This is a genomic window from Streptomyces sp. NPDC030245, from assembly GCF_055572995.1.
Genome location: NZ_JBVICF010000008.1, coordinates 271,462 through 283,778, shown reverse-complemented (window position 1 = coordinate 283,778; position 12,317 = coordinate 271,462). Strand labels below are relative to the sequence as shown.

Here is a 12,317-nt window from a genome sequence, read left to right as displayed (position 1 = left end):
CACCATGCAGAGCCCACTTTTCGCGCACGCCGAACAGCAGACCCAGGAGCGCTACTCCGTCCAGAACCCGCAGCTGCTGCGGGTCGCCCTGGACGGCCACGACGACGTCCTGGCCCGCAAGGGCTCGATGGTCGCCTATCAGGGGATGATCGAGTTCGACGCCGAGTACCAGAGTCAGGGCAACCAGCGGGCCCGCGCGCGCACTGGTGAGGGCTTGGACCTGATGCGCTGCCACGGCCAGGGCACGGTCTACTTCGCCAACCTCGCCCAGTACATCCACGTGGTGGATGTCGACCAGGACGGCCTGACCGTGGACAGCAGCTACGTCCTCGCGATGGACTCGTCGCTGACCCACCAGGTCATCGCCGTCGACAGCCAGTACGGCATCTCCGGCTCCGGCAAGTATCAGCTCAACATCAGCGGGCGCGGCAAGGTCGCCCTGATGACGTCGGGCCAGCCCCTGATGCTCCAGGTCACGCCCGACCGGTACGTCAACGCGGACGCCGACGCGATCGTCGCCTGGTCGAACGGCCTGCGCGTCCAGATGCAGGCCCAGACCCATTCCTCGGGCGTCTGGCGCCGCCGCGGCAACACCGGCGAGGGCTGGGAGCTCAGCTTCATGGGCCAGGGCTACGCGCTCGTCCAGCCGAGCGAGATGCTGCCGCCGCAGAACGCGGTCATCGGGCGGGGCGCCCAGGCGCAGTTCGGTGTGGGCCAGCAGGGTGCCCGGGGGCAGAACCAGGGCAACGTCTGGAGTTAGCCACCGGGGCTGAGGGGCGCGAGAATCTGCGGGTCGTATGTGGCTGGTCGCGCAGTTCCCCGCGCCCCTGACGGGGCGCGCCTTACAGGCGCGCCCTTGTTGCCTCCATCAGCCGTACCACCGACTCGTCCGCCACCCCCGCCACCTCGTCGTACGCGAACCAGCGCAGGTCCAGTGACTCGTCGCTGATCGCCTCGACCGCGTCGGACGGGGCGAGCGCGGCGTACTGGACGTCGAGGTGCTGGGTGCACGGGCCCGGGATCGAGTGCCGGTCCAGGCGCACGGGGCCGCCCGCCAGCAGCATCAGGCCCGGCACGCCGGACTCCTCCGTCGCCTCGCGCAGCGCCGCCGCGGCCAGCGTCGGGTCGCCCGGCTCGCAGTGGCCGCCCATCTGGAGCCACATCCGCAGCTTCTTGTGCAGGGTGAGCAGCACGCGTCCGCGCGAGGGGTCGACGACCAGGGCGCTGGCCGTCACGTGCCCGTCCGTGCAGGACTTCCACATGCCGTCCGCGGGGTGCGCGGCGAGGTGGTCCAGGTAGTACTGGCGCAGCTCGTCCTGGTCCTCATAGCCCTTCAGTACGAGGACCGTGTCGTCGTGCAGGCTCACTTGCCGTCGTCGTCCTTGGTGTCGTCACCCTCGTCCTTCGTGAGGTCGGGCTTCGCGGAGCCGCCTCCCGCCGCCTCGCCGAGCATCTTGTCCAGCTCGGAGAAGTCCAGCTGCTCGCGGTGCACGAAGCCGTCCGGGTCGTCCAGGTCGGAGGCCGTCGGCAGCATGTCCGGGTGCTCCCACAGGCCGTCGCGGCCGTCGACACCGCGCGCGTCCGTGAGCGAGGCCCACAGGCGCGAGGCGTCCCGCAGGCGGCGCGGGCGCAGTTCGAGGCCGATCAGCGTGGCGAACGTCTGCTCCGCGGGGCCGCCCGTCGCACGGCGGCGGCGCAGCGTCTCCCGGAGGGCGTCGGCGGACGACAGGCGGGGCTTCGCGGCGGCGTGGACCACCGCGTCCACCCAGCCCTCCACGAGCGCCAGAGCGGTCTCCAGGCGGGCCAGAGCGGTCTTCTGGGCCGGGGTGTCCTCCGGCTGGAACATGCCCTGCTGGAGCGCCTCCTGGAGCTGCTCCGGATTCTGCGGGTCGAGCTGGCCGACCACGTCCTCCAGCTTGGCCGTGTCGACCTTGATCCCGCGGGCGTACCCCTCCACGGCGCCGAACAGGTGCGAGCGCAGCCACGGGACGTGGGCGAAGAGCCGCTGGTGGGCGGCCTCGCGCAGCGCCAGATAGAGCCGCACCTCGTTCTTGTCGATGCCCAGGTCCTTGCCGAAGGCCTCGATGTTCACCGGGAGGAGCGCGGCCTTGCCGGACGGGCCGAGCGGGAGGCCGATGTCGCTGGAGCCGACGACCTCGCCCGCGAGGACGCCCACGGCCTGGCCGATCTGCTGGCCGAACATGGCGCCGCCCATGGAGCGCATCATGCCGATCAGCGGGCCCGCCATGGCCTGCATCTCCTCGGGCAGCACATCGCCCATGGCCAGCCCGACGCGCTCGGCGACGGGGTCGACGAGCTCCTTCCAGACCGGCAGCGTCGCCTCGACCCACTCGGCGCGGCTCCACGCCACGGCCGTGCCGGAGCCGGACGGCAGCGACGTCGCGTCGTCCAGCCACAGGTCGGCCAGGCGCACGGCCTCCTCGACGGCGGAGCGCTCGGCGGGGCCGACGCTGGCGTCCTTGGTGCCGTCCGCCGTGCCCTGGGACACGGTCTGGCGGGCGATGTCCTTGGCCATGTCCCAGTTCACCGGGCCGCCCTCGTACGAGAGCATCTGGCCGAGCTGCTGGAACGCGGCCCCCAGGTCGTTCGGATTCATGGAACCGAACATCGCGGCGAATGGGTTGTCACCGCCGCCGGCTCCGGGGAACCCCCCGAAACCGAACGGGTTCGCGGGGCCACCGGCGCCCTGCCCGCCCCGGCCCCCGCTCTGTCCCTCTCCAGGGGATCCCTTCTTCTTGCCCTCGTCGCCGTCTTCCGGCTCCTCCGGCGGAAGGCCGAATCCGAATGGGGTGTCACTCACGGGATTCCTCGGCTCGTCAGGCCGCCGGTATCGTTCCGGCGGCGGCTGCCCTACAACACCACCCAGCGTAGACACCGTGACGGGTTCGGGCCTCGGTGCTTCGCCGACTCCCGGCCTGCGGCAGGATGGATGCCACCTGGTACGTACGCGTCATACGTGTACGTACTGAAGACAACCGCTGGAGACGCCCGGTGAGTTCCCCAGATCCACAGGTTCGCGCAGCGCGAAACCCCTCAACCCCGGCACCCGTCCGAGGGCCGGTGGTCGCCGTGACCGGCGCCGCCTCCGGAGTGGGCGCGCTCCTGACCGAGCGCCTCGCCGCATCGGAGGCGATCAAGCAGGTCATCGCCATCGACGAGCGCCGGGGCGACTGCACGCAGGCGCAGTGGCACATCCTGGACGTACGGGATCCGGCCATCGCGGAGAAGCTGCGCGGCGCGGACGTCGTGGTGCACCTGGCGCTCGATCTCGACCTGGAGACCGACGCCGCGGCCCGCACCGCGTACAACGTGCGCGGCACCCAGACCGTGCTGACCGCGGCCGCGGCGGCCGGCGTGCACCGTGTCGTGCTCTGCACGTCGGCGATGGTCTACGGAGCGCTGCCCGACAACGAACTGCCCCTCTCCGAAGACGCCGAATTGCGCGCCACCGCGGAGGCCACCGGTGTCGGTGACCTCCTGGAGGTCGAGCGTCTGGCCCGTAGGGCGCCCCGCGCGCACCCTGGCCTCAACGTCACCGTGGTGCGGCCCGCGACCCTGGTCGGCGGCACGGACACGGCCCTCACGCGCTACTTCGAGTCGCCCCGGCTCCTGGTGGTGGCGGGGTCGCGCCCCGCCTGGCAGTTCTGCCACGTCGAGGACCTGTGCAGCGCTCTGGAGTACGCCGTCCTGGAGAAGGTCGACGGCGAGCTGGCCGTCGGCTGCGACGGCTGGCTTGAGCAGGAGGAGGTCGAGGAGCTGAGCGGGATCCGGCGCATGGAGCTGCCGTCGACGGTCGCGCTCGGCGCCGCCGCCCGGCTGCACCGCATCGGGCTCACCCCGTCCCCGGCCGGTGACCTCGCGTACACGATGTATCCGTGGGTGGTCAGCGTCAGCGGGCTGCACGACGCCGGGTGGCGGCCGCAGTGGACCAACGAGGAAGTCCTCGCGGAGCTGCTGGAAGAGGTCGCCGGGCGGCGCACCGTGGCCGGCCGGCGACTCGGGCGCAAGGACGCCACGGCCGCGGGCGCGGCGGGCGCCACGGTCGCGCTGCTGGGCGCCGCGGCGGTGGTGCGCAGGGCACGGAAGGCGCGGCGGAGGATCTGACACGCGGCCGGGCCGACCTCCGCGGGCGGGTCCTGTGCCGTCGGGTCCTGTGCCGTCCCGCGGCGGGCGGCCCCGCGGTGCCCCTGTAGGGAGCTCCAAGGCGGCACGCGCGCGTGCCGGGCGAAAGGTCTATTCCGTGATGCCCGTGCCGTGCGGCACCATGGCCGCATGGCACGCACCACGATGGACCACCCCGGCGAGCAGGCCGCGCAGGACCCGATCCGGCTGCTGGCGATCCGTGACACCCCGCTCTCCCTGGACGAGGTCTTCCGGGCCGTCGGTGACGACGCGGCGGGCGGCACGGCGCTCTTCGTGGGGACCGTGCGCAACCACGACGGCGGCGCGGACGTCGACGAGCTGGGGTACTCGGCCCACCCCACCGTCGAGGCCGAGATGCGCAGGGTGGCCGAGAAGGTCGTCGCGCAGTACCCGGTGCGCGCCCTTGCCGCGGTGCACCGCGTCGGCGACCTCGCCGTCGGCGACCTCGCGGTGGTCGTGGCCGTCTCCTGCCCGCACCGCGCCGAGGCCTTCGACGCCTGCCGCCGGCTGATCGACGACCTCAAGCACGAGGTGCCGATCTGGAAGCACCAGCGTTTCTCGGACGGCAACGAGGAATGGGTGGGCGCGTAGCGCCGCGTGGGGTGCCTGCCGAGCGTGGCTCCTACCGCGTGACCGGCGCTCCGGTTGCGTAACCGGACCCCTGCCGTGAGCGTTGACCATGCGGATGGTTAATCTGCTGATCAGTCAGTTGCGGTGGCTCACAGGTCCGGGAGGTCGGCATGGCATCACTTGCCTGGTTGCTCATTCCGCTCCTGGCGGCCGTCGGTGCGGGTCTGTGGGGCAGCTGGGCGGCCCGTGCCCGCAAGTCCGGCCGTACGGGTGACGCCAACGAGCTCAACGGCTACGCGGCCTTCCGCGAGGCGATGGAGAAGTCCCGCACCGGGAGCTGAGGCCCCGTACGGACCGGCCCCGGGGGTGCCCTCACAGGCAGGTCCCGTACTGTCGTTCCATGCCACGCCGCACTGCGACGATGCTCGCCTCCACCTTGATGCTGATCGCGCTCCTCTGCGCCGGAGTGCTCATCAAAGTGCCGTACTCGGAGATGTCCCCCGGGCCCACGGTGAACACCCTCGGCGACCACGACGGCGAACCGGTGTTGCAGATCTCCGGGCGCAAGACCTATCCCACGACCGGCCACCTGAACATGACGACGGTCAGGGTCACCAGCGCCGACTACGACATGAACCTCGCGGAGGCCGTCTACGGCTGGCTGGCGCACGACAACATCGTGGTGCCGCACGAGACGCTCTACCCGGACGGCAAGACCGAGCAGCAGTCCTCGCAGGAGAACGCCGAGGAATTCAGCCAGTCCCAGGAGAGCGCCAAGGTGGCGGCGCTCAGGCAGCTGGACATTCCGGTGAAGTCCCAGGTGATCGTCTCCACCGTCTTCAAGGGCGATCCGGCGGAGGGCAAGCTGCACGCGGGCGACGTCATCCGCAAGGTGGACGGCAAGCCCGTCAAGGAGATGACGGACGTCGCGAAGCTCGTCACCGATCACAAGCCCGGTGACACGGTCACCTTCACCGTCGTCCCGGTCAAGGCCGCGGCGGCCGCCGAGAAGGCGGGCAAGGAGCCGACCGAGACCGAGGAGATCAAGATCACGACGAAGGGCGCGGAGGACGACGCGGACCGTGCCGTCGTCGGCATCAAGGCGGGCACCGACCACACCTTCCCGTTCACGATCGACATCAAGCTGGCCGACGTGGGCGGGCCCAGCGCCGGTCTGATGTTCGCCCTCGGCATCGTCGACAAGCTGACCCCGGACGACCTCACCGGCGGCAAGTTCGTGGCCGGCACCGGCACCATCGAGGCCGACGGCAAGGTCGGCCCGATCGGCGGCATCGAGATGAAGACCGTCGGCGCGCGCGACAAGGGCGCCGAGTACTTCCTCACGCCGAAGGGCAACTGCGCGGCCGCCGCCGAGGACGTCCCCGACGGCCTCACGCTCGTCAAGGTGGACACCATCGCCGACGCGGTGAAGTCCCTGGCGAAGATCCGCAAGGGCGACACCGCCGACCTGCCGAAGTGCACCACGGGCTGACCGGCAGAACCGGGTCCCGACACAGCTGTGCGCGGGTGGGGCGGCCCACCCGCGCACAGAACGGAATATGACGTACCGCTACGCGAACGTCGCCGCGAGCGCCTCCGCCAGGCCGGGCACCAGGTCCGAGCCGGTGAGGACCTCGGTCGGCGAGTCCTTCTCGCGCAGCCGCAGCGCGGACTCGCGCGCACCGTCACGGAGCACCGCGACCGTCATCCGGACCTCCTGGCGGTCCGGGTGCTCGGCCACCCACTTCGCGAGCTGCGCCTCGCCGAGACCGTCCGGGACGGACGCCTCGGCGGACGGCGGCAGCATCAGGCGCTCCACGGTGAGGGCGCAGCCCGTCACCGCGTCAGGCCAGGCGATGGTGCCGAGGAATTCGTCCAGCGGCTTGTCCGCGGGAATCTCCTCCTGCTCGATGGGGGTCAGGCCGGCGTGCTCCACGCCGTCGTCGAGGCCGAGCTGGGAGGCGAGGCCGGGTTCTTGGGTGCGCAGTCGCGCCGTGTCGACCAGCGCGAAGAGGCGGGCGGGCCGGTCCCAGCCGAGGCCGGACACGTACTCGTCGATCTCGAGTACCGCCCGGGTGAGGGGGCTCGCTGCCATGGGAGTGTTGGACATGGTCACAATCCTGCCTCGTTCGTCCCGAGAAACGGGAACCGAGTAAAGCGTAGGTAAGTTGCATAGGTGTGGGTCCGCGATCTCGGGGGCCTGACGGACCAACAGCGAATCAACAGCGAACTTCGAGGTGCGCACCTTGGCTTTCCAGATGCCGGACCGCGGCGGAGGCCCGACGGGGCCACGGATCAGAGTGGGCCGACCCTCCCGGCGTGTCCGGACCCTGCTCATGACACTGGGGGTCCTTGCCGTACTGGCCATGGCCTTCGTCATGTTCTCCGGGTTCTGGACGGACTGGTTGTGGTACCGCTCGGTCAATTACTCATCGGTCTTCACGACGACCCTGTGGACCAAGATCGGCCTGTTCTTCGTCTTCGGCCTCCTCATGGCGGCCGCAGTCGGTGTGAACATCTGGCTGGCGCACCGGCTGCGCCCGCCGCTGAGCGCCATGTCGATGGAGCAGCAGAGCCTCGACCGGTACCGCATGGGCATCGCCCCGTACAAGAAGTGGCTCCTCATCGGAGTCACCGCCCTGGTGGGGCTGATCGCGGGCGCGTCCGCCGCGGGACAGTGGCGCACCTGGCTCCTGTGGGTCAACGGCGTGTCCTTCGGGCAGAAGGACCCGCAGTTCCACATGGACGTGTCGTTCTTCGCGTTCGACCTGCCCTGGTACCGCTTCCTGCTGGGCTTCGGCTTCGCGGCCACGGTGCTCTCCCTGGTCGCCGCCGCCCTGACGCACTATCTGTACGGCGGGCTGCGGATCACCAGCCCCGGCGCGCGCGCCACCGCCGCGGCCACCGGCCATCTCTCGGTGCTGCTCGGTGTCTTCGTGTCGCTCAAGGCCATCGCGTACTGGCTCGACCGGTACGGCCTGGCGGTGAAGTCCAGTGACTTCAAGGCGACGGACAACTGGACCGGCCTGAAGTACGTCGACGCGAACGCGTACCTGCCGGCGAAGACGATCCTGTTCTGCATCGCCGTCATCTGCGCCATCCTCTTCTTCGCCACGCTGTGGCGGCGCACCTGGCAGCTGCCGGTCATCGGCTTCGGCCTGATGGTGCTCTCGGCGATCCTCATCGGCGGGCTCTACCCCGCGATCGTCCAGAAGTTCCAGGTCCAGCCGAACGAGCAGGCCAAGGAAGCGCCGTACATCGAGAAGAACATCGAGGCGACCCGCCACGCCTACGGCATCAGCGGTGTGAAGCCCGAGGACTACAAGGGCGCGGGCAAGGTCGACGAGGATCCGCGCAAGAAGCGCGAGGACGCGGACACGGCGGCCAACTACCGGCTGAACGACCCGAACATCGTCTCGCCGACCTTCCAGCAGCTGGAGCAGGAGCGCAGCTACTACCAGTTCCCGAAGACGCTGGACGTGGACCGCTACAACGGCCAGGACACCATCATCGGCCTGCGCGAGCTGAACGTGAACAAGCTCGACAAGCGGAACTGGATCAACGACCACTTCGCCTACACCCACGGCTACGGAGTGGTCGCCGCCAAGGGCACGGAGACCAAGCCGGGCTCCAAGGGCGCCCCGGCCTTCACCGAGGCCGGCCTGCCCACCACCGGAAACCTCGGTGAGTACGAGCAGCGGATCTACTACGGCGAGAAGACGTCCCAGTACTCGATCGTGGGCGGGCCCCAGAAGGAGCTCGACTACGAAGAGGACGGCGGCGGTCAGAAGACCTACAGCTACAAGGGCAAGAGCGGGGTCAACCTCTCCAACCCGATCAACCGCGCGGCGTACGCGGTCTCCTTCGGAGAGCCGCAGATCCTGTACTCCGGAGCCATCGGCGAGGGATCGCGGATCCTCTACAACCGCACTCCGAAGGAGCGCGTGGAGGCCGTGGCCCCGTGGCTGACCATCGACGGCGACGTCTATCCGACGGTCGTCGACGGCCGCATCCAGTGGGTCGTCGACGCCTACACGACCAGCAACGGCTATCCGTACGCCTCGCGGACGACGCTCGGTGACACCACCGCCGACTCCCTGTCGCAGGCCGACAGCCAGCGCACGGTGATCGCCCAGCAGAACCAGGTCAACTACATCCGCAACTCGGTGAAGGCCACCGTCGACGCGTACACCGGCGACGTGAAGCTCTACACCTGGGATGACGAGGACCCGGTCCTGAAGACCTGGAAGAAGGCGTTCCCGGGCACCGTCAAGGACAAGAGCGAGATCCCGCCGAAGCTGATGGACCACCTGCGCTACCCGCAGGACATGTTCAAGGTCCAGCGCGAACTGCTCACGAAGTACCACGTCACGGACCCCGGCCAGTTCTACAACGCGAGTGACGCCTGGCAGGTCCCGAACGACCCGACGAAGAAGGACGACAGTGCGGTCCCGCCGTACTACCTGTCCCTGAAGTCGCCGGGCAAGACGCAGCAGCAGTTCTCCCTGACGACGACGTTCACCCCGAGTGAGCGGCCCAACCTGCGGGCCTTCATGACGGTCGACGCCGACGCCAGGAGCGAGAACTACGGCAAGATGCAGCTGCTCAGAGTCCGGGGCGACGTCGACGGCCCCGAACAGGTGCAGAACAAGCTGAACTCCATGACGGAAGTCGGCAACTTCGTCCGTGACATGAAGGGCGCCGACTCCGACGTCCTCTACGGCAATCTGCTGACCGTGCCACTGGACGACGGCTTCCTGTACGTCGAGCCCGTCTACGTACAGGGACGCAAGTCGGCGTATCCCCTTCTGAAGAAGGTCGCTGTGTCGTACGGCACGGAGACCGCCTTCGCGGACAGCCTCAGCGAGGGCCTCAACCAGGTCTTCAGTACCGAGGGGACCACCAAGCCGCCGGCCGACGATCCGGGCGAGGACGAGCCGACCAAGCCGCCGAAGACGAACGACCCGACGGTCCAGGACGCGCTCGACGACGCCCAGAAGGCCTTCGAGGACGGCGAGGCGGCCATGAAGGAGAACGACTGGAAGGCGTACGGCGAGGCGCAGGAGCGGCTCCAGGAGGCTCTGGAGCGGGCCGAGGAGGCCTCGGCGAAGGCCAAGGAGAAGGACGACAAGGCCGCCGACCGGAGCGCCGACAAGAACGCGGACAACGACGCCGACAAGGCCGACAAGGACGCCGACAAGAACGCGGACAAGCCGGAGTCCGACAAGACCGAGTAGTGGGTGGTCGGGCTGCCCTCCCGCGCCGTGGTACGGTTGCATCACAACGGCGCGGGGTGGAGCAGCTCGGTAGCTCGCTGGGCTCATAACCCAGAGGTCGCAGGTTCAAATCCTGTCCCCGCTACTGCAAGGTGAAGGCCCGGATCCTTACGGATCCGGGCCTTTGTCGTGTGTGCCGGGCGCCGGTGCCCGTCGTGTGCGGGTGGCCTATGCCAAGACATGCGAAGGGTGCCGGGTAGGGGGAGAGTTGGGAGATCTGTGTTTGACTTATCTCTCTGTGGGCATGTCGACAAAACGCTGAAGTGACCTCACTGGCTGCGGTATACCAGGTGTACCCAGGTTGCAGGTGGTGCGACGATGGACGTTATGGGGGACAAGGCAACTCTGTTGGAGACAGGGCGGTTTGTGCAGCCGGCCGACCCGGAGGATCCCGGGACGGCCGCCGAGGAGATGCGCCACCGGCTGGCCGCCGAGGCCGGCGACGTGGACGCGATGAGCGTCCTCGGAAGCCTTCTCCTGCGCCGCGGTGATCTCGACGGTGCCGAATCTCTGCTGCGCGCGGCGACCGCCGAGGGCGACCGCGCCGCCGCCAACAACCTCGGCGTCCTCCTCCACCAGCGCGGCTACGCGGACGAGGCGGCCGGCTGGTGGCGGGTCGCCGCCGTCGCCGGTTCCGCCGCGGCCGCGCACGCGCTCGGCCGCCACCACCGCGAGCGCGGTGACGAGCCCGCCGCCGAGTACTGGCTGCGCCAGTCCGCCGAGCAGGGCCACACCCTCGGGGCGTACGCGCTCGCGGACCTCCTGGAGCACCGCGGTGACGTCGGCGCCGAGCGCTGGCTGCGGGCCGCCGCCGAGCGCGGCCACCGCGAGGCCGCGTACCGCCTGGCCCGCGCGCTCGACCGGCGGGCCGACGCGGAGAGCGCCGAGCGGCCCCCGCCCGCGGGACGCGCCGACGCCGCCACGCGCACGCCCGCCGACGAGGCCGAGCAGTGGTACCGCCAGGCGGCCGCCCGCGGGCACCGGCGCGCCGCGCTGCACCTCGGCTCCATCCTGGAGCGGCGCGGCGAGCTGAAGGAAGCGGGCCGCTGGTACCTCAACTCCGCCAAGGACGGGGAGCCCAGAGCGGCCTGCGCGCTCGGGTTCCTGCTGCGGGACGCGGGCGACGAGGAGAGCGCCGCCGTGTGGTGGCTCAAGGCCGCCCAGGACGGCGACGGGAACGCCGCGAACGCGCTGGGCGCGCTGCACGCCGAGCGCGGCGAGACGCAGACCGCCGAGCGCTGGTACCGCGCCGCCATGGACGCGGGCGATGTGAACGGCGCGTACAACCTCGGGCTGCTCTGCGCCGAGCAGGGCCGCACGGCGCACGCCGACCAGTGGTACCGCCGCGCCGCGTACGCGGGACACCGCGAGGCGGCCAACGCGCTCGCCGTGCTGCTGCTCCAGGGCGGCGACGCGGCCGGGGCCGAGCCGTGGTTCTCCAAGGCCGCGGAGGCGGGCAGCGTCGACGCGGCGTTCAACCTCGGGATCCTGTACGCGAGCCGGGACGACGAGGCCGCCGCCCTGCGGTGGTACGAGCGGGCGGCCGCCGCCGGGCACACCGACGCGGCACTCCAGGTCGGCACCGCGCGGCTGCGCGAGGGCGACGACCAGGAGGCCGAGCGGCACTTGCGGTGCGCGGCGGGAGGCGGCAGCGCGGAGGCGGCGTACCGGCTCGGGATGCTGCTCGACGCGCGTCGCCCCCCTGCGGGCCCGCCGGCGCTCGGGGAGCCCGCCGCGGAGAAGACCGAGTGCGAGGAGTGGTACGAGAGGGCAGCCCAGCAGGGCCACCGGCGGGCCCAGGTCCGGGTGGGCATGCTCGCCTCGGGCCGCGGTGACGTGGTCGAGGCCGCCAAGTGGTACCGCAAGGCCGCGGAGGCCGGCAGCCGGAACGGCGCGTTCAATCTCGGGCTGCTCCTGGCCCGCGAGGGCAGCGAGCCGGAGGCCGCCCTGTGGTGGACGCGCGCCGCCGACGCGGGGCACGGCCGCGCTGCGCTGCGCCTCGCCCTGCTCTACGCGCGGCGCGGGCAGCTGGCGCAGGGCCAGCGGTGGGCCTCGCGGGCGGTCGACCTCGGCCCGGCGGAGGTCGCCGAGCGGGCGGGCCGCTTGCGCGAGGCGTTGCGGCAGGAGCTTTCCGCGTAGCTCGCCACCCCGGGCAGGTCGGAGCATCGCAGAACGAATTTGCGCTGGTCGTAGCGTTGACGTACTGTTGTGTTTACCGACGCGGGGTGGAGCAGCTCGGTAGCTCGCTGGGCTCATAACCCAGAGGTCGCAGGTTCAAATCCTGTCCCCGCTACTGACGGTCGAGGG

General features: G+C 70.6%; 10 protein-coding genes and 2 tRNA genes. 9 read left to right on the top strand and 3 right to left on the bottom strand.

The features are described from left to right. Positions 1 to 4: 4 nt before the first annotated feature. The gene (locus ACZ4Z4_RS22890) at positions 5 to 760 is read left to right on the top strand and encodes an AIM24 family protein (RefSeq protein WP_468330090.1); all 756 of its coding nucleotides are present in this window, start codon (positions 5 to 7) and stop codon (positions 758 to 760) included. 82 nt (positions 761 to 842) lie between these two features. Here the strand turns inward: ACZ4Z4_RS22890 and ACZ4Z4_RS22885 are convergent, their stop codons facing one another. Beyond that, on the bottom strand, positions 843 to 1,367 hold the full coding sequence (locus ACZ4Z4_RS22885; protein WP_468330088.1) for an NUDIX hydrolase: 525 nt from the start codon (positions 1,365 to 1,367) through the stop codon (positions 843 to 845). Then, positions 1,364 to 2,821, bottom strand: coding sequence for a zinc-dependent metalloprotease (locus ACZ4Z4_RS22880; RefSeq protein ID WP_468330085.1), 1,458 nt, complete (start codon positions 2,819 to 2,821; stop codon positions 1,364 to 1,366). The genes ACZ4Z4_RS22885 and ACZ4Z4_RS22880 overlap by 4 nt, the downstream gene beginning before the upstream one ends. Positions 2,822 to 3,012: 191 nt before the next feature. On the opposite strand from ACZ4Z4_RS22880, the gene ACZ4Z4_RS22875 reads away from it, so the two are divergent. From ACZ4Z4_RS22875 to ACZ4Z4_RS22860, 4 genes are all read left to right on the top strand, one after another. Further along, positions 3,013 to 4,125, top strand: a complete 1,113-nt coding sequence (locus ACZ4Z4_RS22875; RefSeq protein WP_362996373.1) for an SDR family oxidoreductase — start codon at positions 3,013 to 3,015, stop codon at positions 4,123 to 4,125. Between the two features lie 168 nt (positions 4,126 to 4,293). After that, positions 4,294 to 4,755 (top strand): molybdenum cofactor biosynthesis protein MoaE, encoded by a 462-nt coding sequence (locus ACZ4Z4_RS22870; RefSeq protein ID WP_468330082.1) that lies wholly within the window; start codon positions 4,294 to 4,296, stop codon positions 4,753 to 4,755. A gap of 149 nt (positions 4,756 to 4,904) precedes the next feature. After that, positions 4,905 to 5,075 carry a hypothetical protein gene (locus tag ACZ4Z4_RS22865; RefSeq protein WP_468330079.1) on the top strand — a complete coding sequence of 57 codons (171 nt, stop codon included), beginning with the start codon at positions 4,905 to 4,907 and terminating at the stop codon, positions 5,073 to 5,075. Positions 5,076 to 5,134: 59 nt separating this feature from the next. After that, positions 5,135 to 6,226: a YlbL family protein gene (locus ACZ4Z4_RS22860; protein WP_468330076.1), complete on the top strand. Its 1,092-nt coding sequence runs from the start codon at positions 5,135 to 5,137 to the stop codon at positions 6,224 to 6,226. Positions 6,227 to 6,304: 78 nt separating this feature from the next. Here the strand turns inward: ACZ4Z4_RS22860 and ACZ4Z4_RS22855 are convergent, their stop codons facing one another. After that, positions 6,305 to 6,844, bottom strand: coding sequence for a PPA1309 family protein (locus ACZ4Z4_RS22855; protein WP_468330073.1), 540 nt, complete (start codon positions 6,842 to 6,844; stop codon positions 6,305 to 6,307). Between the two features lie 148 nt (positions 6,845 to 6,992). On the opposite strand from ACZ4Z4_RS22855, the gene ACZ4Z4_RS22850 reads away from it, so the two are divergent. The 4 genes from ACZ4Z4_RS22850 to ACZ4Z4_RS22835 all read left to right on the top strand — a co-directional run bounded on the left by ACZ4Z4_RS22850 (position 6,993) and on the right by ACZ4Z4_RS22835 (position 12,303). Beyond that, complete coding sequence (locus tag ACZ4Z4_RS22850) at positions 6,993 to 9,971, top strand: UPF0182 family membrane protein (RefSeq protein WP_468330468.1); 2,979 nt, start codon at positions 6,993 to 6,995, stop codon at positions 9,969 to 9,971. A 50-nt stretch (positions 9,972 to 10,021) separates the two neighbouring features. After that, positions 10,022 to 10,095, top strand: a tRNA-Met gene (locus ACZ4Z4_RS22845). Positions 10,096 to 10,328: 233 nt separating this feature from the next. Next, positions 10,329 to 12,149: a tetratricopeptide repeat protein gene (locus ACZ4Z4_RS22840; protein WP_468330070.1), complete on the top strand. Its 1,821-nt coding sequence runs from the start codon at positions 10,329 to 10,331 to the stop codon at positions 12,147 to 12,149. An 80-nt stretch (positions 12,150 to 12,229) separates the two neighbouring features. Further along, positions 12,230 to 12,303, top strand: a tRNA-Met gene (locus tag ACZ4Z4_RS22835). The last annotated feature ends 14 nt before the right edge of the window (positions 12,304 to 12,317 follow it).